Genomic DNA, 19,424 nt, shown 5'->3' on the forward strand with positions numbered 1-19,424 from the left:
GAGGCGACCTGCCCAGCCATCCTGCCGCGCTCTTGCTTCGCTCAGAAACTGGCTAGTGGCGTTTGCCACGCAGAGCTCTGGCGCGGTTGTTCACCTGCCTTACAAACAGCGGCAGCAGGTGCGTCTGGATGTATTCAAACGCTGCTTGCAGACCTTCTTTTTCGTAAACCAGGCCGATTTCCGCCTCAACCTGCGTGGGATCCCTAAAGGTCGACAAAAATTGGTTGGAGGTCAGCCAAGTGAAGAGTTCTGCGCGATTCAGGTCACAACTGGGCGGGGAAGGCACTTGCCAGTCTTGAGGTGGCCCAAGCAGCCACTGCCGGGCAAACAAGCTCAACACCGCATCCCCCAGCCAAGCCTTGTCGCGACGGGATCCCTCGTCCAATTGGGCCACCTGCTGTCTGATGGCCTGGCTGGTCGAGGAGCAATGGGATCCTGTCGGCATGGAAGTGGCAAGTGCGCAAGGACTGGCAGCAGACAAGCCCGGCGGCGAAGCGCCCCTGCCTCATTTTAATTAAGATAGGGTCTGGCCCGTTGCAGATGGAGTGTGGCATTGTGAGGATCCTTGGAGCATGTTGTTGGAGCTAACCCCAGAAGAATGCGAATCGGTGATTCCGGTGGTGCCAACGCGCCTTCAGTATGCGGCTTACTGGAGCGATGCCCTCAAGAGCACGGGCCGCATCATCACGGCCATTTTGGTGGGTGTGGCGTTGCTGGTTCTCTCTCGCGCTTTCGGCGAGGGATCCTTTCTGGGGGCAATCGCCTTCCTGGTCGGGATTCTCTCGTTGCTCTATCCCTTCCTGTGGGGGCCGCTCTATACCATCTCCCGCCGTCAGCTAGCCTTTCGCGAGATTCCCTATGGGGGATTGTTTTTTGGGCAGGTGTTGCGCACTCGCCGCTACGAGGTGGTGGTGGAAGAGCGAGAAAAGCTGGATGAAGAGGGCAACTTCTACATTGAAGAGGTGCGGGAGCGCCAGTTTGAGATGGAAATTGGCGATGAGACCGGAGTCGTCTATCGTGTGCGGGCCAAGGACGATCCCCGCTACAGGCGAATTGTCAAAAAGCAATCGGTGCTCGGGTTGGTGAAAGCCTATTCCCGCGATTTGCAGCGCCGGCCCACCTTGAGCGAGGTCTACGTGGTCAAGCTGGGGGAGTGGGTGGGAGATGTCTCCTATCTGGATCGGGAGGCTTTTTTGGATATGGCAGATGAGCTGTTGGAGCTACAGGCCCAAGGACAAGCTTGATCCCCTGGATCCCTGGTGTTCTCTGGGATGGAGGGGAAGGGATCCCTGCCTTTTTATTCTGAAACCTAAACGGCTGCCTATCCGGGAGCGCCGCTTTTAACGCTGGGTTAGCCGCATTATTGTACTGGCCAGGGGTAGGGTTGGGTAGTTTACTGTGGACTGGCGGGAGCTTTAAACTGAGGGCTGTAAGCCAAAAACAACTGCCATGGGCGATCCTCTCACCCCCCAAGTTAGCGAGCGCATCTGCAAGCACATGAACGAAGATCATGCCGATGCAATAGCTCTCTACGCCAGGGTCTTTGGCCAGGTGGAAGGAGTTACCCAAGCCCGCATGCAGGCCATTGACCCGGAAGGGATGGACTTGCGGGTGCAGGTCGACGGGGCCGTACAAACGCTGCGGATCCGCTTCGACCACCCCCTGCGGGACTCCGAGGACGCCCATCAAACCTTAATTGCCATGGTGAAGCAGGCTCGCGCTCAAGTTAAACAGGCTACAAAGTGATGAGAGATACAGTTGAGGCTTAGCTGGCCTGCTGTAGGAGCAGATCCAACTGGCCGCGAGCCTCTAGCGCGTAAAGATCGTCGCAGCCGCCGATATGCTGGTCGTTGATGAAAATTTGCGGCACCGAACGGCGGCCGTTGGCCCGCTTGGCCATTTCCGCCCGTGCTGCCTCGTCTCCATCGATGGCGTACTCGATATACTTCACGCCTTTGCGATCCAGCAGTTGCTTAGCCCGGATGCAAAAGGGACAAAAACGCCAGGTGTAAATCTCAACAGTCATAAGAAAACAACAACGCTTTTACATAGCTTAACATTTTCACGGAGCCGGGATCCCTTTCCTTGCAAACCTGGGGTTTTCTGCCTCCCATGGTCTAGTTGGCTTCCTTCCAATTGTGGCCAATTTGGATATCCACCACCAGCGGTATGGAGAGGGGCACTGCTCCTTCCATTTCCCTTTGGATCAGCGGTTTTAGGGCCTGCCATTCCGAGGGATCCACCTCAAACACCAGCTCATCATGCACTTGCAGGAGCAAGCGGGAACGAAAGTTCTGCAGCTTTTGCCGCAGGCGCACCATTGCTACTTTGATAATGTCCGAGGCGGATCCCTGAATGGGAGCATTCACAGCTGCCCGCAATTCCGCTTGTTTGCGATGGCCTGTCAGACGAGACAAATTGGGAAAATAGCGACGGCGACCCAAGATCGTTTCTACATAGCCATGCTTTTCCACAAAGGCTTCAGTGGAGCGCAGATAGGCAAAAATGCCGGCGTAGCGCTCGTTAAATCGCTGTAAAAATTGCTTGGCTTCCGACAAAGAAACCCCCGCAGTGCGGGCAAAGCGCTGCGCTCCCATGCCATAGATCACCCCATAGTTGATCGTTTTGGCCAGGCGGCGTTCTTCGCTGGTTATTTCCTGTTTTTCCAGGAGCAGGCGGGCGGTTAGGGTATGCACATCTTCCCCTGAGCGAAAGCCTTCCAGCAAGGCAGGTTCTTGGCTGAGGTGGGCCAAAATGCGCAGCTCAATTTGAGAGTAATCTGCTGCCGCCAATAGCCATCCCTCTTGGGGAATAAAAGCTTGTCGAATCCGGCGACTGAACTCGGTGCGAATGGGAATATTTTGCAAGTTGGGGTTTGAGGAGCTGAGCCTGCCAGTGGCAGTAACGGTTTGGTTAAAGTCGGTGTGGACTCTGCCGGTATCGCCTCTTACCAGGGCAGGCAGAGCATCCACATAGGTCGATTTCAGCTTGGCCAAGGTGCGGTATTGCACGATGGTTTCGATGAGAGGATGATCCCCCTCTAGCTTTTCTAAAACTGAGGCATCAGTGGAATAGCCAGTAGCCGTTTTGCGGGTTTTGCGAATGTCCAATTTCAGCTTTTCAAAGAGCAGGGATCCCAGTTGCTTGGGAGAATTGAGGTTAAAGGTTTCTCCAGCCTGGGCATAAGCTTTCTGCTCCAAACTTTGCAGCTCTTGTTCCAGCTCTTGGGAAAATTGCCTCAGAAACTCGGTATCAACGCGAATGCCGATCCACTCCATCTCTTCCAAAACTTGGGCCAAGGGCAGCTCGACTTGAATAAAAAGATCCCACAGGCGTGGATCGGTTTTCTGCAGCTTTTCGGTGAGGATTGGCACCAGACGATAGGCACAATAGGCGTCGGTTCCACAGTATTCTGCAACTTTGGAAATCGGGATATCGGCAATGGACTGTTCCTTGCCCAGCAACTTTTTGTAGCTGGTGGTCGGCAAATTCAAATGGGTGGCTGCCAAATCGGCCAAGTTGTGGCTGGCTTCTGGATCCAAAACGTAGCTGGCCAACATGGGATCAAACTGGATCCCTTGCAGGCGGATCCCGTGGGCGCGGAAAATGCTCAGGTCGTACTTACAGTTTTGTAGGCTTTTGGGTCGGTTGGGATCTTCCCAAAGGGGTTGCAGGCTTTGTTTCACCAGCTCCCAATCCAGATTGGATCCCTGGCGGTGGCCGATGGGCAAGTAGGCGATATCTCCCTCTGACCAACAACAGCCGATCCCCACCAATTGGGCATCCCGTGGATCTAGGCTGGTAGTTTCGGTATCCCAAGCTACAATTCCTGGGCAGGCCAACAGCTCTTGCCGCAACAGCTCCAGTTGCTCCGGCGTATCGATGATGCGCACCGCCGGCAGAGAAGGGACGGGATCCACGGCAAAATCAAACCACAGGGCTTCGTCAGGAGCGTTTGCGGGATCCCCGGTGGGATTAAAAGCGCCAACCACCTCTGCCTCGGTTGGGATCCCCCCCAAAGCCGTTTGTATTTTGCGCACTTGGGCGATGAAGCTGTGAAACTCCAATTTTTCCAGCAGCGGCAGCAATTCTGCTTGATCAAACCCGGTTAATTTCATGCTCTCCCAGTCGGGAGAAAGAGGAACGTCGCATTTGATCCGAGCCATAAATTGCGAGTGATGGGCCGCCGGGATCCCTTCTTTGAGGTATTGCTGGACTTTTCCTTGGATCTCGTCCAGGTGGTCGAAAATTTCATCCAAACTGCCGTAGCGCTCCAGCAGCTCCACAGCTCGCTTGGGGCCGATCCCTTTCACCCCGGGAATGTTGTCAGAAGGGTCACCACAGAGGGCCTTATAATCCACCACCTGCCAAGGCCAGATGCCCAATTTTTCTTTCACTTGTTCGGGGCCAAACTCGCTGATGCGATCTTTGCTGTTGAGGTGCAAAACCCGAACTCTTCCATCGGTATCGATCAACTGGAACAGATCTTGATCCCCACTTAAGATCTGCACCCGGTAATCTTGGGGGGCTAGCCTACTGAGGGTGCCCAAAATGTCATCGGCTTCAAAACCAGGCACCACCAAAATCGGGATGCGTAGTGCCGTCAACACCTGCTTCAGGTTCTCCACATCTTCGATAAACTCCGGTGGCGTTTCCGGGCGGCCTGATTTGTAGGTTTCGTCGGCCTCGTGGCGAAAAGTGGGCTGCCGTGTATCAAAGGCAACGGCTACATGGGTAGGGGTGTATTTGTCCAAGACTTCTAACAGCGATTTCAAAAAGCCAAAGCTGACGCTGGTGGGGATCCCAGTGGAAGTGCGCAACCCCCCCTCGCGGCTGTAGGCAAAGGCGTAGAAGGAGCGATAGGCCAGAGAGTGACCATCCACCAGCAGCAGTGTTGGAGTTTGCCAAGCCATCAGCTGATACCTTGAGGGTGAATCTAGCCTATCGGATCTGGGCTATGGGCAGAAGGGATCCCACATCCGTCTCAAGAACTCGAGCGGCGGGCTGCTGCCGACACCCAATGGCAACTTCTGTAATCACAATCTGTAGGCACAATCTGTAATCACAACTGGCTAGGACGAGATCCAAAAGTCCATCGACGGGCCCGCCAACCCTGATTTCCGTTTTGCGGGCTACAATGCTCATGCCCATTTTTTCAATTTATTGGCTTGATCGGCAACACCTCAATTTGCCAACCCAACTGATCACCCAAAGCATTGGCTTCTGGTTTTGGACAACATACAGCCCACCACAATGCTCTTCTCTTCTCAGCAAATCCTGCCCCCATCCCTCTACCCACCCCTGCATTGGGGCCTCAAGACTCTCTTTCCCGACGGCCTGTGGGAGTTGCCGGCAGATCCCTGTACCCAGCGGGTGGCCCTGACGTTTGACGATGGCCCTCACCCCGAGTACACTCCGGCTTTGCTGCAGGTTTTGATGGATTTTCAGGTGTCGGCCACGTTTTTTGTGTTGGGAGAACGGGTGCAGCGCTGGCCCCACCTAGCCCGTCAGATCCGCCAACAAGGCCACCGCATTGGCCTTCACGGCTGGCAGCATCGCTCCTTCACCCAGCTTGCCCCTGACGAACTTCAACAGAGCCTGAAGCGCAGCCAAGCTGCCCTGGTGGCTGCCTGTGGCGGGATCCCTGACGATTATCGGGCTGTGCGCCCGCCCAATGGCTTGTTTTGGCCGCAGACGCTTGCGGATTTGCGCCGTTGGGGCTTTTGTCCGGTGATGTGGAGCGTGGTGCCTGAGGATTGGCTGATCCCACCGGTATCGGTGGTGGTGGAGCGGGTGCTGGCCCAGGTGCGGCCTGGCTCCTTAATCGTGCTGCACGATGGGGTACAAGGAGGAGCCCAAGTGGTTGAGGTAACGCGGCAGTTGATCCCAACTTTGAAGAAGCGGGGATTTGAATTTGTCCACTTGCCGGATCCCTGAGATCTTTCCAGTCAGGGAGAAAGTTAAATACAGTAGAGGCACGCGTAGGCAGGAGGGTCAAGCCATGGGCGCACGCAAGATCATCTACGGCATTTTTGGGCAACGGGCCGGCAGCGTCATCGTCGGAACTTGGAACTGGCTGTGGGGGATCCCGGTGGAGAAAGGCGGCACAGGAGCGGTGATGGTGGCGGAAGAATCCCTACGCACGATGCAGGAGACGGTTCAGCGTCTCACGGAAGCCGTTGCCACCCAAGTAGCCGCCTATCAGCGGGCTGAGCAGAAGTACATGCAAAAGGTGCGGGAGTACCAGGCCCTGGAGAACAAAGCTCGCCTGGCCGCCCAACGGGGCGATCAAGAGGCTGCCCGCCTGGCTATGTCCCAAGCGCTGCAAATTGAGGCCATTCTCGGCCCCCTTAAGGAGAACGTGGAAACTGCCGAGCGCTACGTCAACGCCGCCAAGCAAAAGCTGGCCCGCGAGAAAGAACGACTGGCCGCTTACAAGAGCGAGCTGAGCAACCTCAAAGACATCAACGAGGTGAACCAAGCTCTGGAGCAGATGACCCGCGTCAACAACTCCTACAACATCGACTCGGCCAAGTCCCAATTTGAGGCGGCAAAGAATGCTATCCAGGCTCGCCAGCTCAAATCCCGAGCCATGAGCGAACTCTCGGAAGATCGCAGCGAGCAGATTGCTGCCCAACTGGATGAAATGGCCATGGACGACGAAATCTCCCGCCGCTTGGCAATGCTCACCGGCCAAGGAGGTGCCCAGGCCAACTTGCCGATGCCGGATTTGGATTTCGAGAAGCGGCTCCCTCAATAGCGGCAGTTGCTTCCAAGCTTGGGGATCCCTCGCTTTTCAACCCACGTCGGCAACCCCGCTGCTAAGTTGCAGGGGGAGTTTTCCGTTGGGAATTGACGGTCAACGGGCTAGAGGGAGTGCGCTCGTACTAGGATGATAAAGGAACAATAGGCAACCCATCTGAGGAGAGGATCCCAGCAATGTCAGCAGCACGAGGCGCGCATTCTGCCCGATCAGGCCTGTGGCCCACTTACGCAACCAGCCTGTGGCTGTCTAGGGCGTTGTTGCTGCTCTGTGTTTGCCTCAGCTTGGTGGTTTGTGCCTGTTCCGCGGGCTCTAACCTGCGGGCCTACAGGGATCCCAGCGGAGCCTTTGCTTTTGCTTACCCCAACGGCATGGTGGCGGTCAATCTTGGGCCGGGGAAAGGGCCGGTGGTACTCCTGCGCGACCTGGTGTACGAGACCGAGAACGTCAGCCTGATGATCGCCCCGTTTGACAAGGGGGAGACGATTGCCGATTTGGGCAGCCCGGATGAGGTGGGGCAGTTGGTGGCGGAGAAGATCATTGCTCCTGAGGGATCCGGTCGCTCGGCCAAGCTGTTGGCTGCCGAAGCCTTTGAGCGGCAGGAGCACCCCTATTACCTGCTGGAATACCAAACCGATATGGGATCCCAGCTTCGCCACGAGGTGGTGACGGTGACCGTTCGGCACCATCGCCTCTATACGCTGACGGCCTCTACCCAGGAATCCCGCTGGCCTCAGGTGCAAGCTGCCTTTAGGAACGTGGGCCGCTCTCTGAATGTTTCCTAAAGCTTTTCCTGAGAGGATTTTCTCAAGGGATTGAACCGGGTTGACGGACTTGGGTAGGTTAAGGTTGAGCCCTTTAGGGCTGAGTTATGGTCGTTTTAGGTTGGGGGCGAGACGCCTGGGCTACTGAGAAAAGCCTTGTGGTTCTGGGGATTATTGCTCCGCAACGCTGACGCGAAGACGCGACCAACGTTTTGGGTGTGGGTGCAGTGTCCTAGCTTGAATCGAAATGACCCTACCTACGGGTTCCAGCCGGGCCATCTGGTGCTAGAACGGTAGTGTTTTGAACCTGCGGAGATGGGATCCCACCCTCTTAGGCCTGCTCTATGACCGTGTACGTGGTTCAGATCAGCGACCTGCATCTGTTTGCCAAGCCCCATCACCGGCTGCTGGGGGTGGACACGGAAGCCTCTTTCCTGCAGGTGCAAAAGGCCATTGCCGCTCTGGATCCCTTGCCCGATCTGCTGCTGCTCACCGGAGATCTCTCTCAAGATGGCAGTGCAGCATCCTACGCTCGTTTGAGAGCCCATTTGCAAACTCTCCCCATCGATACTTACTGGTTGGCAGGCAACCACGATCGCCTGCACAACATGAACCAAGAGCTTCATGCCGAGCGGCTATTCGGGGACAAGAGCTTCAGCCGGGAAAATTGGAGCTTTATTTTGTTGAACTCCCTCGTGCCCGGCAAAGATAGCGGTTACCTGACGGAGCGCACGCTGCTGTGGCTGAGACAGGAATTGCAGCGGAGCAAAGCTGCCCAACACCATGTTTTGTTGGCCTTGCACCATCCCCCTTTTTCGGTGGATTCTGCCTGGCTGGATCAAAGTGCCCTGCAGCAGCCGGAGCGGTTGTTTGGGGTTCTGGACGAGTTCGACCACATCCGCCTCGTTGTATTCGGCCATATTCACCAAGACCTGCACCGCCGGCGGGAGGGGGTTGATTACCTGGCTTGTCCCTCAACCTGTGTGCAATTTCGTCCCAAGAGCCCCCAGTTTGGCCTGGAGGTAATTCCCCCTGCCCTGAGGCAGATATGGTTGGAGCGAGATGGCAGCTTCAAAACTCAGGTTCAACGGGTGGGAGCTGCTCTGCAACGGCCCAACCTGGCCCTGAAGGGATATTAGCTCTCCCCCTCTTGAACCTCTGTGGGGGGTAGCCCGATGGCCTGCCCCAAGCAAACGCTGGCCCCCAGCAAGGCCAACCACCCCGGCACCACTGACAGGAGGGCCACCACGGCCACCAAGGTGTTGTTTCCCCCCTGCAAAAGGCTGTAGAGCAGCATCGGCAGCGTGAGAACCCGCCCACCGCCGACGAAGAAGGTGAGCAAAAATTCGTTCCAAGAGATCAAAAAGGCAAATACCGCCCCAATGGCTGCCCCAGGGGCAATGAGGGGCAACGTCACCTGCCACCACACTTGCCAGGGATCCGCCCCCAAACAGCGGGCCTGCGCCTCGTAGCCGCGGTCGAAACGGGCGAACACACTGCCCATCACCAGAGCCATGTAGGGAATGGTGGGGATCAGATGCACCAGCACCACCCCCAGCAGGGCACCGTCTAGCCGCAGGCGAATCAGCACCCCTTGGATCCCCATCAGCACAGCCAGAGGAGAGGTGATGACGGGCAACAGCAACAGCAGGCGCAGCCAGGCGGGCACAGGATGGGTGCCCAAAACTCGTCCCGCCGGGATCCCCACCCCCAGGGCCAGCAGGGTGGTGAACAGGGCAATTTGCAAGCTCTGGCCGAAGGCTGCCCGGAACTGGGATCCCCAGCTCAGCAGTTGCTGCCAACCGGCTATGCTCCATGCCCGGGGCAGGGCATCGGGAAAATACCAGGCCCGCGTGAAGGCCCAAAGGGCCAGCACCCCAAAGGGCAAAGCCCAAAGGAGGGCCACTCCGGCCACCCCAAGGCGGAGCAGGGATCCCCCAATCCATCTGCGTCCTTTCACGGCTTTCTCCAAGGACTCCGTCCCGCTGAGCCAAACGGCAGCTGCAGAAAGGATACTCTGGCTGCAAACAGCCCTCCGATTAGGCTGACCACCGCTGCCGAGACAGCCAGCAGGATGATCCCCAGCGCCACCGCCTGCTGCCGCTGCTCCAGGTTGATGTGGGTGAAGCGCTGGTAGATCAGAACGGGCAAGGTGCGCGGGTAGGTGGGCCCTAAGAGCAAGGGAACCTCAAAGGCGCTGAAGACAAAGCCGAAGATGAGAATCCCGGTGGCCAGCAGCCCCGGCCTCAGCAAGGGCAGCGTTACATACCAAAACGTCTGGGCGGCAGAAGCCCCCAACAGACGAGCCTGTTGCTCCAGCTCGGATCCCATCCCGCGCAGCAGCGTCAGCGCCACCAGAGCGGCAAACGGGATCTCCTTCCAAAGCCAATAGAGCAACACCCCCACATAGCCGCGGTCGTTCACCCACAAGGGAAAATCCTGATCCGAGGCAATCCAGCCCAGTTGGAAGGCCAGCCGCGCCAGCCAACCGCTGGGCCCCAGCAGCAGCAGCATCCCCGCCACCCCCACCAAATGAGGAATCGGCAGCGTCAACTGGCCAAGCCAGATGGCCCACCCCCCCACCCCCCGCAACAGCAGCGCCAGCCCCAGCCCCAAAAGCAGCGCCAACCCCGTTGCCAACAGAGCGATTCTGAGGCTGAGCAACAGGGATCCCCCGACTTCCGCATCCCGCAGCAGCTCCCCATACCCCTGCAGGGTAAACCCCCTCTCGCCCAGACCGTAGAGGCCCACACTCTGGGCCAGAGCCAGCAGCAGCCCCCCGCCGTAGAGCAGGCCCACCAACCCCAACGCCGGCAAAAGCGGCCCATACTGCCGGATCCCCTTAAGCCCCACCGGCCCAGATCCCCGTCCATTTAAGCTATTCATTGAGCCAGTCCCAAGAGCTGCCTCACGAGAGAATTCAAGATGGGAGCGGATCCCTCCTTAAGAGAGGAAAGAGCAGTGGGTAGTGAGAAGGAAGTATGCTCACGCCTCTTATTCCTCCACACCGCCAACGCGACCAACCATTGCGATCTTCACATCCCATGGAGAGAACCCTAGACCAGATTAACCAACGCATTGCCAAAGGCCAGGTGCGGGTGTGGACGGCCCTGGAAGCCAAAGCCAAGCTGGCCACCTTGGGGATCCAGGAAGCCTTTGAGCAGGTGGATGTGATCACCACCGGCACCTTTGAGCCAATGGAGTCTTCAGGAGCCATTGTGAACCTGGGCCATACGGATCCGCCCATCAAGATTCGCCAAGCGTGGCTGAACGGGGTACCGGCCTATGCCGGATTTGGCGCGGTGGATCTTTACCTGGGGGCAGCCCAACCCAGCGAGCAAGCGGATCAAGCCTATGGGGGCGGCCATGTCATTGCCGACCTGGTGGCGGGCAAGCGCGTCCATTTGCGGGCCATCGGCCAAGTGACCGATTGTTACCCCCGCGCCGACTACGAGACCACCCTGACTCGGGATCAGCTCAACCAGTTTTACCTGTTCAACCCCCGCAATGCCTACCAAAACTTCATCGTCGGGGTGAACGGCGGGGATCGGCCTTTGTACACCTACTTGGGTCTGTTGGAACCGCATCTGGGCAATGCCGTCTATTCCAACCCGGGAGAGCTATCCCCCTTGTTGAACGATCCCCTGTTGCGCCGGGTGGGGATCGGCAGCCGCATCTTTTTGGGAGGCGGCATCGGCTACGTCGCCTGGGAGGGCACCCAACACTTTCCGCTGCAAAAGCGATTGCCCAACCAAACTCCCATCGGCCCGGCGGCCACCCTGGCCCTGATTGGGGATGCCAAGCAAATGCAGGCGGAATGGGTGAGGGGCTGCTACTTCCGCAACTACGGCCCCAGCTTGATGTTGGGGGTCGGGATCCCCATCCCCATTCTTGCTCCTGCGGATTTGGAGGCCATTGCCATTCGGGATGAGGAGTTGGTTGCCCCCGTGATTGACTTTTCCATTCCCCGCCGGGTGCGGCCCACCTTTGGCTTAGTGAGCTATGCCCAACTCAAATCCGGCCAGATCACCCTCAATGGCCGCAAGATTCGCACCGCTCCCCTGGCCAGCTTGCGCCGCTCCATACAAATTGCCGAAATCCTCAAGCAGTGGATAGAAAGCGGCCAATTTACCCTCACCCAACCTGTCGCCCCCCTGCCCCTGGATCGGGAGTTTCTCCCCCAAAACCCTCTCAGGTGACGTCCTCCCCTCAATGAATTGGGGGCCTCCTCAAGCGGATGCACGCAGCGCTTTGGTTCGGGGACACCGTGCCTCCCTACTTTTGGGGTAAAGCGGCTCTCCAGAAGAACCGCTACCGGAATTCGCCCTGGCAGCAACTTCTCCAGGCAACCCCATCAACCCCACTTCAGGTGCTGTCTCAACAACTGAGCGTGCTGAGCCGATTGCCTCGCCCACAGGTCAGCTTGGGCAGGGCTGAGAGCTAGGCCCTCTGAGTAGCAGGCCAGCCAAGCTTGGTGTAAGGCTTCAGGATCGGTGGGCATCTCCTGCAGATCCCAGCCAGGCATGCCCAATTCCTGGAGCAGCGTTTTCACCTTGGGATCGTAGCTGAGACCAAAACAGGCGCAGCCCTCTGCCGCCGCCATCACCAATCCGTGGTAGCGCATGGTGATCGCCAGCCTGACACCCCGAAAGACTCCTTTCAATAGACAGGGATCCCGAATTTCCAGCACTTGGCTACGGTGGGGTAGGCGCCGCTGAAGCTGCTGAGCCAAGTGGTAGTCTGGCCCAAGGTCAGGGGATCCGGGAGGAGCCAGCTGAAAGGGCACGAAGAGAAGGTATGCCCCCGTGGAAGCCTGGAGACGCTGTAAACCCTGGCTCAAAGCTTCTAGACAGGCTCCAGTCAGTTGCGGATGCGGACGCAAGACCACAGCAATGCGGGGCTGAGGCCACGTTTCCCATTCCGGCAAGGTTTTGGACGGCAAACTCCAGACGGGATCCGGAGCCACCTGGTGAGGGATCCCCCACTCTTGCAGCCATTGGGAGGCAACCCCATCCCGCACACTAATGGCCGTGCAACCTGCCAACGAGCGACGGGCTAGTGCGCGAATCCACCCCCGCTGCAGCGGCCCGATCCCCTGGGCCCAGGCAAGGGTCTTCAGTCCCCAGCGCTGGGCTAGGCCCATCACCCCCAGGTAGTAGAGAGGGCTGCGCCAACTGGTGCGATCCTGCAGCAGGCCACCTCCACCCCAGATGAAAGCCTGGGCCTCCTGGAGACAGCGCCGTAAAGCCAAACTGTTGAAGCGCGGATAGGCCAGCACCCCATAGGTGGCAGCTGTCTCGGCAGGGCAAGGGGAGAGCACCACCGGCTGCACAGGGTCGGGCAACTGCTCTAGCTGTCGTAAGAGAGCCAGCAACAGGGCTTCGTCGCCAGCATTGCCGTAGCCATGGTAGCCGCAGATCAAAACCCGAGGCCCTTGCATAGAACCGGCTCGCTCAGGAAAGTCGCGCTGGGATCCTGCTGAGGTCAAGGTTGGGTTGCATTCAGCCCGGTTTATCGAGAACTCAGTTCAATCTACTGTTTTCTCTGGGAATCCAGACCGCCACCATGGCAGAGCTCCTCCCAGGAGAGAGATGCCGACAAAAATTGGGAAAAGGCCGTGACAGCAAAACCTAGGCAGATGCCAGCTCCTCTAGCCACTGGGTCAGGTCGGCCAGCGTCTGAAAGTCCAGCAGAGCCTCTGCCAACCCCTCCAATTGCTCGGTGGGCAGGCGGCGGATGGTCTCAGAGAGGTCTTCCGGCAGGGGCCCCAGCTTGCGCCGCAGTTGACTCAGAGTCAGTCGAGCTGCTTCTTGCTGCAGACCTTGCTGCAGACCTTGTTGCAGACCTTGCTCTAGGCCTTGTTTCAGGCCCTCCTCTCGCCCTTCTTTGAGGGCTTCTGCTCGCCACATCTGATAGATGGTCGATTCCCGCACAGCCAAACCTCCCAGAACCCTGCTGATTTCCTCTGGCGTCCATGTTAATCCTGCTAAGACGGCAGTGGCCGCTTTCAACTCCTGCCGCAGCTTGGGATCCTCCATCTCAGCTATGGCTCTGGCCACCTGCCGCAGACGGGGTTCTGGATTGTCCGGCTCTGCCAGTACCGCCAAGGGCAAGAGGCCTGGGTATCGGGATAGCACCTCTGGATCTTGTTCCCACAGGCGCAAGACCTCAAAGCGATGGGACAGGGATCCCCGTTGAAAAGAAGTCTGGTACACCCGTTCTGACTGGGTTTTTCTTAGGTAGATGACAATCTGCCGCACCTCCTGGTCGGGATAGCGACGGAACAGGCGCAGGCAGTAGTCGGCCATGCGCAAGGGAATGTCGGGATCCGGATCGGTTTGAAACTCCAGATGCAAAATCAGGTTTTGGGCCCTCAGCAGGATGAGGGAGTCCGCGCGAATGGGCTCGCTGGAGAGCTCCGTTGGCTGGAGCTGGATCAAGGGAACCGGGGATCCCAGTAGCCACCGGGCAAAGGACTCGGGGAACCATTCCACCAAGTACTTGCAGACGTTATCGTAGGCCACAGGATCCCTTTCCCAAAAAGCCGCAGAGAGGCAAAACGACCAGCCCCTTCTCCCGATGGCCCCTCTGCCGAGATCAGCCGTAGTACCCTTGGTTGATGCGGTTTTCCAGTTGGTTAGCCCCTTCCTGATACTCGCCAAACACGAAGTTCTCGGCGTTGGCTTTGATCAAGGCCTTTTGCTGCTCCGTCAGGCCTGAGATCTGCAACATATCTTCCAGGCTCTTGTAGGGGGCATTTTTCACCAGGATGCGAGCTAGGGTGGGATAGAAGCCGGGCAGTTGGCGGTAGTTGCGCAAGATGGTGTTGTTCACGTCAATCGGAGTGTCCAAGTGCTTTACCGGGGGAAGCTCTGCGGCCTTGGCCACAACAGGGATCCCCAAAGGAGCGAAGCACAGACAGAGCACTAACACCACACGAACCAAGATGGACAGCAGCCAGCGCATAGCATCACTTCTCCAAGCAGAATCCAAAAGGCTCATCTGTATAGGTTGCTAACATTCTCCGACCATCTAGTGTCTCATCCCCTCCACCCCGAATCGAGGGCCAAGACAGGATTTGGATCCCGACAGAAACAATTTTTAACAACTATGATCAGGAGACAGTCTTTCTTGCTCTCCCTTTCTCGGCTATCGCACCATGTCCGACTTGGCCCTTCTCCACTCGACTCGACTTGACCCCCCCAGCCGGGATCCATCTCCAGGGATCCCACAACCCACGCCTTCTCCGGAGCTGGAGTTGCTGGGGCAGACCGAACTCTTTCTCAGGCGGCACATTGGGCCGGATGCCCGGCAAATCGGGCAGATGTTGCAAGCGTTAGGGCTGAGTTCGCTGCAGGAGCTGGTGGAAAAAGCGGTGCCGCCGGCCATTCGCAGCAGCCGGCCTTTGCAATTGGGATCCCCTTGCCCTGAGCTGCAGGTGTTGGCGGAACTGAAGGCAATGGCTGCCCAGAACCAGGTGTGGCGATCCTTTTTGGGCATGGGCTATTCCAACACCCTGACGCCGCCGGTGATTCAGCGCAGCATCCTGGAAAACCCTGCCTGGTACACTCCCTACACCCCCTACCAAGCTGAGATTGCCCAGGGACGGTTGGAAGCCCTGCTCAACTTCCAGACGATGGTGATCGACCTGACGGGGATGGAGATCGCCAATGCTTCCCTGCTGGACGAGGCCACCGCAGCCGCCGAAGCCATGGCTCTTGCCTACACCTTGGCAGGCAGGGGATCCCCAGTTTTCTGGGTGGATCGGGGCTGTCATCCCCAGACGATTGCAGTGGTGCAGACGCGGGCAGAGCCCTTGGGGATCCAGGTGCGCGTGACGGATCTGGCGGAGTTTTGCCCGGAGAAGGGCTTTGGGCTGCTGTTGCAATATCCCAACACCTTTGGAGAAATCCGGGACTACCGGCAGTTGGTGGAGCAGGCTCACCAGAAGGGGATGGTGGTGGCAGTGGCCGCCGACTTGCTCAGCTTGACCCTATTGCAACCGCCGGGAGAGTGGGGAGCGGACATCGTGGTGGGATCCACCCAGCGCTTCGGCGTGCCTTTGGGCTATGGCGGCCCCCATGCGGCTTACTTCGCCACCCGCGAGGCCCACAAGCGGCTGCTGCCAGGACGGCTGGTGGGGATTTCTCAGGATGCTCAAGGCAAGCCAGCCCTGCGCTTGGCGTTGCAGACCCGCGAGCAGCACATCCGGCGGGACAAGGCCACCAGCAACATCTGCACTGCCCAGGTGCTTTTGGCGGTGATGGCTTCTATGTATGCCGTCTACCACGGCCCCCGCGGCTTGCGACACATAGCCGAGCGCATCCACCGCCAGGCCCATCACTTGGCCACTGGGATCTGCCAGTTGGGTTATGAGGTGGGGCCCGAGCATTTCTTCGATACCTTCTGGGTCAAGGTAGCTTCTCCAGAGCAGGTGCAGGCGATCCAGGCCGGCGCTGCCCAGCGACAGATCAACCTACGCCAGATCGATGACCAGACGCTGGGGATCAGCTTGGATGAGGCTACCACCGCTCAGGATCTGCGGGATCTGTGGGAGATCTTCGCCGGAACCCTTCCCCGCAGCGGAACGGAGTCCTTACCGCCAGCTTGGGATCCCGACAGCCCAGAGCTGGACTTGGGCCAGAGCCTGCCGCCCCAGCTCCTGCGCACCACCCCCTACCTCACTCACCCGGTATTTAACCGTTACCACTCGGAAACCGAGCTGCTGCGCTATATCCACCGCCTGCAAAGCCGGGATCTGGCTCTCACCCATTCCATGATCCCCTTGGGCTCTTGCACCATGAAGCTGAACGCCACGGTGGAGATGATGCCGGTCACCTGGCCGGAGTTTGCCCAGCTCCATCCTTTTGTGCCCCTGGAGCAGGCCCGCGGCTACCAAGCCCTCTTTGCCCAGTTGGAAAAGATGCTGGCGGAGATCACCGGCTTTGCCGGAGTTTCTCTGCAGCCCAACGCCGGATCTCAGGGGGAATATGCCGGTCTGTTGGCCATCCGCCGCTACCACCAAGCCAGAGGGGAAGGCCGACGGCAGGTGTGCTTGATCCCCACCTCGGCCCACGGAACCAACCCGGCCAGCGCCGTGATGGCGGGGATGCAGGTGGTGAGCGTAGCTTGTGATGAAGCCGGCAATATCGACATTGAGGATCTGCGGGCCAAGGTGGAGCAGCACGGGGAGCGGCTGGCCGCCTTGATGATCACCTACCCTTCTACCCACGGCGTGTTTGAGGAAGGGATCCGCGAGATTTGCCAGATCGTCCACGAGGCGGGGGGACAGGTGTACATGGATGGGGCCAACCTCAACGCCCAGGTAGGTCTCTGCCGTCCTGCTGAGCTGGGGGCGGATGTATGTCATCTCAACCTGCACAAGACCTTCTGCATTCCCCATGGGGGAGGTGGGCCGGGGGTAGGGCCCATTGCCGTGGCCCCTCACCTTGTGCCCTATTTGCCTGGCCATCCTGTTTTGCCCGGTTGTAACGGCCCCGTCAGCGCTGCCCCCTGGGGCAGTGCCAACATCTTGCCCATCTCCTGGGCCTACATTCGCCTTATGGGATCCGCCGGCCTCACCCTGGCCAGCCAAGTGGCCATTCTCAACGCCAACTACATCGCCAAGCGGTTGGATCCCTACTACCCGGTGCTCTACAAGGGGCCGGGGGGGTGGGTGGCCCACGAGTGTATTTTGGATTTGCGCCCCCTGAAAAAAAGCGCCGGCATCGAGGTGGAAGATGTGGCCAAGCGCCTGATGGACTATGGCTTCCACGCCCCCACCATCTCCTGGCCGGTGCCGGGGACAATGATGGTGGAGCCCACCGAGAGCGAATCTCTGGAGGAGCTGGATCGCTTCTGCGAGGCGATGATTGCCATCCGCCAGGAGATTGCCGCCATTGAGCGAGGCGAGATGGATCCGGTGCGCAATCCCCTCAAGCTGGCCCCCCACACCGCCGAGGTGGTGGCTGCCGACCACTGGGATCGCCCCTATCCTCGCTCGGTGGCTGCCTACCCGCTCCCCTGGGTCAGATCCCACAAGTTCTGGCCCAGCGTCAGCCGCATCGACAACGCCTACGGGGATCGCCACCTGGTGTGCAGTTGTCAGCCCTGGCTCGACGAATGATGGCTGCTCTGGAACTTGGCCCAGAAAGGGAGATTGGTTGTATCCAAAGGCGGGATCCGCTATAACCAGTCAGGGATCCCTGGCCAACGGATGAGAAAAAATCCCCGTCTTGAGCGGTTCACGTCAGTGGGGCCAAGTTCTTTGCCTATTCTTACTCGGCTAACCCTGGGGCTGTTGGCGGGATCCCTAGTGGCCTGCCGCAAGATGCCTGATCCGGTTGCTCAAGAAGTGGATCAGGATCCCGTGCGGCGTCACATCGGCAAAGATGGCACGCACTTTGAGGCTTCCCTAGGAGATGCCCGCGCCCTTCCCCCTCAGTTTCCCCCTCACTTGCAGTTGCCCAACGCTTCCATCATCTCTTCGGGACAGATTCGGGATCGAGAGGGGGGCCTTGCTTCCCTGATCTTGCAGACCTCTCAGCCTCTGGAGGCGATTGCCGCCTACTATCGCCGCACCCTGTGGGGCCGGGGCTGGGACATCCTCTCGGACATCGAGCAGGCCAATGGGATCCGCACCTTGGTGTTCGAGTCTCCCCCCCACCCAGAAAAGCCTCTCCAACAGGCGGTGGTGCAAGTGGGATCCCCCCGTCGCGGGCCGGATCAGGTGGAATATCGCGATATCTTGATTTTGCTGAGCACCGTATCCCCCTCTGCCACGGCAGAAGACCTCTCTGCGGCCAAGCTCGCTCCCCCAACTTCCCCCTGAGGATGCCCATCTATACCCAGTCGATTCAGATTGCGGCCAGCGTGGCCCAGGTGGATCGCTGCCTCACCGACCTGGAGTTGATGAAGCGCTGGCTCAACCCGCTGTTGGGCTGTGAGGCGGTGGGATCCCCTCTGGCGGAATTGGGCAGCCGCTACCGCTTTTTCCTTCGCTTGCCGTTTGTATCCCCCAGCTTGGATTGCGTGATTACAGAGCGGGCAGAAGGCTTGGTGCAGTGGCAGTTTAAGGGATTTTTTGAAGGAACCGACCGCTGGGAATGCCATCCCCAGCCGGAGGGTACCCTCCTGGTCAATTGCTTCGACTTCCGCATCCCCAGTCCCTGGGTGGCGGCAGGGTTTTACCTGTTGGCAGCAGGGCCGACCCAGCAGGATATGCGGGCCCAGCTCCGACGGCTGAAGGCGGTGGCCGAGGCTTTGGGTTAGGCTGGTGGCAAGTAGTAAAGAAACGTAAAAAACTGCAATGACCAGCAACAGCGGACTGTTTAACCGTCGCTTTGCCGACAACTTCATCCCCCAACCAGCCAACACTTCTCTGGAAATCGGCCAGATTGCCCCCGATTTTGAGCTGCCGCGCGTGCAAGGGGATCCCGTGCGGCTATCGGACTACCGCGGCCAAAAGCCGGTGGTTCTGGCTTTTACTCGTATCTTCACCGAAAAGCTTTTTTGCCCTTTTTGCTACCCCCACATCCAAGAGCTGAAAGCCCGCTACAGGGAGATCCAAGCTCTGGGGGCGGAGCTGCTGATGGTCACCAGCACTGATCCGGTTCAAAGCCAGCAGATTCAAGCAGACCTGCAGCTGCCTTACCCGCTGCTGGTGGATCCCGAGTGCAAAACCTTCCGCCTCTATGGGGTTGGCCAAGCTTTGGGAGCACCCCTGCCGGCCCAGTTCGTTGTGGATCGGGAGGGCAAACTGCGCTTCAAGCATGTTTTCTCCTTTGCCCAGCCCAATGCCGATACCGATGAGGTGCTGCGGGTGTTGCGGGAGGGGCTGCAAACCGGCTGGGATGGAACCCGTAGGGTGGCCCCTATCCCCTTTTTCTAGGGATCGG

The 19,424-nt window shown here is 58.8% G+C and carries 20 protein-coding genes; 11 read left to right on the forward strand and 9 right to left on the reverse strand.

All coding sequences use genetic code 11. The features are described from left to right. Positions 1-52: 52 nt before the first annotated feature. Entirely contained in the window at positions 53-445 is a 393-nt protein-coding gene (locus ACVWY8_RS11880; RefSeq protein WP_457395130.1) for a hypothetical protein, read from the reverse strand. Positions 446-572: 127 nt separating this feature from the next. Between ACVWY8_RS11880 and ACVWY8_RS11885 the strand changes: the two genes are divergently transcribed. Both ACVWY8_RS11885 and ACVWY8_RS11890 read left to right on the forward strand, forming a co-directional pair. Further along, a complete protein-coding gene (locus ACVWY8_RS11885; RefSeq protein ID WP_414350264.1) occupies positions 573-1,244 on the forward strand; it encodes a hypothetical protein in 672 nt (223 codons plus the stop codon). A 205-nt stretch (positions 1,245-1,449) separates the two neighbouring features. After that, positions 1,450-1,746 (forward strand): DUF2470 domain-containing protein, encoded by a 297-nt coding sequence (locus tag ACVWY8_RS11890; RefSeq protein ID WP_011431796.1) that lies wholly within the window; start codon positions 1,450-1,452, stop codon positions 1,744-1,746. A 19-nt stretch (positions 1,747-1,765) separates the two neighbouring features. On the opposite strand, the gene grxC is transcribed toward ACVWY8_RS11890, so the two are convergent. From grxC to ACVWY8_RS11905, 3 genes are all read right to left on the reverse strand, one after another. Continuing rightward, positions 1,766-2,026: a glutaredoxin 3 gene (grxC, locus tag ACVWY8_RS11895; protein ID WP_011431797.1), complete on the reverse strand. Its 261-nt coding sequence runs from the start codon at positions 2,024-2,026 to the stop codon at positions 1,766-1,768. Between the two features lie 91 nt (positions 2,027-2,117). Next, positions 2,118-4,913, reverse strand: coding sequence for a DNA polymerase I (gene polA, locus ACVWY8_RS11900; protein WP_457395132.1), 2,796 nt, complete (start codon positions 4,911-4,913; stop codon positions 2,118-2,120). A gap of 28 nt (positions 4,914-4,941) precedes the next feature. After that, complete coding sequence (locus ACVWY8_RS11905; RefSeq protein WP_457394863.1) at positions 4,942-5,145, reverse strand: hypothetical protein; 204 nt, start codon at positions 5,143-5,145, stop codon at positions 4,942-4,944. A 108-nt stretch (positions 5,146-5,253) separates the two neighbouring features. Between ACVWY8_RS11905 and ACVWY8_RS11910 the strand changes: the two genes are divergently transcribed. The 4 genes from ACVWY8_RS11910 (at position 5,254) to cpdA (ending at position 8,666) form a co-directional block, all read left to right on the forward strand. After that, positions 5,254-5,937, forward strand: a complete 684-nt coding sequence (locus tag ACVWY8_RS11910) for a polysaccharide deacetylase family protein (RefSeq protein WP_457395135.1) — start codon at positions 5,254-5,256, stop codon at positions 5,935-5,937. Between the two features lie 64 nt (positions 5,938-6,001). After that, a complete protein-coding gene (locus tag ACVWY8_RS11915) occupies positions 6,002-6,760 on the forward strand; it encodes a PspA/IM30 family protein (RefSeq protein ID WP_011431800.1) in 759 nt (252 codons plus the stop codon). A 263-nt stretch (positions 6,761-7,023) separates the two neighbouring features. Then, complete coding sequence (gene psbP, locus ACVWY8_RS11920) at positions 7,024-7,548, forward strand: photosystem II reaction center PsbP (RefSeq protein WP_414400767.1); 525 nt, start codon at positions 7,024-7,026, stop codon at positions 7,546-7,548. A 323-nt stretch (positions 7,549-7,871) separates the two neighbouring features. Then, positions 7,872-8,666: a 3',5'-cyclic-AMP phosphodiesterase gene (gene cpdA, locus ACVWY8_RS11925; protein ID WP_457395138.1), complete on the forward strand. Its 795-nt coding sequence runs from the start codon at positions 7,872-7,874 to the stop codon at positions 8,664-8,666. Here cpdA and ACVWY8_RS11930 read toward each other — a convergent pair. Beyond that, a complete protein-coding gene (locus ACVWY8_RS11930; protein ID WP_457385586.1) occupies positions 8,663-9,487 on the reverse strand; it encodes an ABC transporter permease in 825 nt (274 codons plus the stop codon). The two genes, cpdA and ACVWY8_RS11930, sit on opposite strands and share 4 nt — an antisense overlap. After that, positions 9,484-10,413 carry an ABC transporter permease gene (locus tag ACVWY8_RS11935; RefSeq protein WP_011431804.1) on the reverse strand — a complete coding sequence of 310 codons (930 nt, stop codon included), beginning with the start codon at positions 10,411-10,413 and terminating at the stop codon, positions 9,484-9,486. The genes ACVWY8_RS11930 and ACVWY8_RS11935 overlap by 4 nt, the downstream gene beginning before the upstream one ends. A 158-nt stretch (positions 10,414-10,571) precedes the next feature. On the opposite strand from ACVWY8_RS11935, the gene ACVWY8_RS11940 reads away from it, so the two are divergent. Beyond that, entirely contained in the window at positions 10,572-11,726 is a 1,155-nt protein-coding gene (locus tag ACVWY8_RS11940) for a homocysteine biosynthesis protein (RefSeq protein ID WP_414329883.1), read from the forward strand. A gap of 155 nt (positions 11,727-11,881) precedes the next feature. On the opposite strand, the gene csaB is transcribed toward ACVWY8_RS11940, so the two are convergent. From csaB to psbU, 3 genes are all read right to left on the reverse strand, one after another. Next, positions 11,882-12,967, reverse strand: coding sequence for a polysaccharide pyruvyl transferase CsaB (gene csaB, locus ACVWY8_RS11945; RefSeq protein ID WP_457395140.1), 1,086 nt, complete (start codon positions 12,965-12,967; stop codon positions 11,882-11,884). 190 nt (positions 12,968-13,157) lie between these two features. Next, positions 13,158-14,051, reverse strand: coding sequence for an Rpn family recombination-promoting nuclease/putative transposase (locus ACVWY8_RS11950; RefSeq protein ID WP_457395143.1), 894 nt, complete (start codon positions 14,049-14,051; stop codon positions 13,158-13,160). Between the two features lie 73 nt (positions 14,052-14,124). Then, complete coding sequence (gene psbU, locus ACVWY8_RS11955; RefSeq protein WP_457395146.1) at positions 14,125-14,493, reverse strand: photosystem II complex extrinsic protein PsbU; 369 nt, start codon at positions 14,491-14,493, stop codon at positions 14,125-14,127. A 193-nt stretch (positions 14,494-14,686) separates the two neighbouring features. Here psbU and gcvP point away from each other — a divergent pair, with 193 nt between their 5' ends. The 4 genes from gcvP to ACVWY8_RS11975 all read left to right on the forward strand — a co-directional run bounded on the left by gcvP (position 14,687) and on the right by ACVWY8_RS11975 (position 19,417). Continuing rightward, complete coding sequence (gcvP, locus tag ACVWY8_RS11960; protein WP_457395149.1) at positions 14,687-17,653, forward strand: aminomethyl-transferring glycine dehydrogenase; 2,967 nt, start codon at positions 14,687-14,689, stop codon at positions 17,651-17,653. A 141-nt stretch (positions 17,654-17,794) separates the two neighbouring features. Next, complete coding sequence (locus ACVWY8_RS11965) at positions 17,795-18,358, forward strand: hypothetical protein (RefSeq protein ID WP_457397140.1); 564 nt, start codon at positions 17,795-17,797, stop codon at positions 18,356-18,358. A gap of 2 nt (positions 18,359-18,360) precedes the next feature. Beyond that, positions 18,361-18,798 carry an SRPBCC family protein gene (locus tag ACVWY8_RS11970; RefSeq protein WP_457395154.1) on the forward strand — a complete coding sequence of 146 codons (438 nt, stop codon included), beginning with the start codon at positions 18,361-18,363 and terminating at the stop codon, positions 18,796-18,798. A gap of 37 nt (positions 18,799-18,835) precedes the next feature. Further along, positions 18,836-19,417: a peroxiredoxin family protein gene (locus ACVWY8_RS11975; protein WP_414332206.1), complete on the forward strand. Its 582-nt coding sequence runs from the start codon at positions 18,836-18,838 to the stop codon at positions 19,415-19,417. The last annotated feature ends 7 nt before the right edge of the window (positions 19,418-19,424 follow it).

It is taken from the genome of Thermostichus sp. OS-CIW-32 (assembly GCF_054060415.1).

Coding starts and splice junctions, on each gene's coding strand:
- ACVWY8_RS11975 (WP_414332206.1), top strand. CDS start 18,836: ATGACCAGCAACAGCGGACTGTTTAACCGTCGCTTTGCCGACAACTTC.
- psbU (WP_457395146.1), bottom strand. CDS start 14,493: ATGCGCTGGCTGCTGTCCATCTTGGTTCGTGTGGTGTTAGTGCTCTGT.
- ACVWY8_RS11915 (WP_011431800.1), top strand. CDS start 6,002: ATGGGCGCACGCAAGATCATCTACGGCATTTTTGGGCAACGGGCCGGC.
- ACVWY8_RS11890 (WP_011431796.1), top strand. CDS start 1,450: ATGGGCGATCCTCTCACCCCCCAAGTTAGCGAGCGCATCTGCAAGCAC.
- ACVWY8_RS11970 (WP_457395154.1), top strand. CDS start 18,361: ATGCCCATCTATACCCAGTCGATTCAGATTGCGGCCAGCGTGGCCCAG.
- cpdA (WP_457395138.1), top strand. CDS start 7,872: ATGACCGTGTACGTGGTTCAGATCAGCGACCTGCATCTGTTTGCCAAG.
- ACVWY8_RS11880 (WP_457395130.1), bottom strand. CDS start 445: ATGCCGACAGGATCCCATTGCTCCTCGACCAGCCAGGCCATCAGACAG.
- ACVWY8_RS11910 (WP_457395135.1), top strand. CDS start 5,254: ATGCTCTTCTCTTCTCAGCAAATCCTGCCCCCATCCCTCTACCCACCC.
- csaB (WP_457395140.1), bottom strand. CDS start 12,967: ATGCAAGGGCCTCGGGTTTTGATCTGCGGCTACCATGGCTACGGCAAT.
- ACVWY8_RS11905 (WP_457394863.1), bottom strand. CDS start 5,145: ATGAGCATTGTAGCCCGCAAAACGGAAATCAGGGTTGGCGGGCCCGTC.
- ACVWY8_RS11885 (WP_414350264.1), top strand. CDS start 573: ATGTTGTTGGAGCTAACCCCAGAAGAATGCGAATCGGTGATTCCGGTG.
- polA (WP_457395132.1), bottom strand. CDS start 4,913: ATGGCTTGGCAAACTCCAACACTGCTGCTGGTGGATGGTCACTCTCTG.
- ACVWY8_RS11935 (WP_011431804.1), bottom strand. CDS start 10,413: ATGAATAGCTTAAATGGACGGGGATCTGGGCCGGTGGGGCTTAAGGGG.
- gcvP (WP_457395149.1), top strand. CDS start 14,687: ATGTCCGACTTGGCCCTTCTCCACTCGACTCGACTTGACCCCCCCAGC.
- grxC (WP_011431797.1), bottom strand. CDS start 2,026: ATGACTGTTGAGATTTACACCTGGCGTTTTTGTCCCTTTTGCATCCGG.
- ACVWY8_RS11940 (WP_414329883.1), top strand. CDS start 10,572: ATGGAGAGAACCCTAGACCAGATTAACCAACGCATTGCCAAAGGCCAG.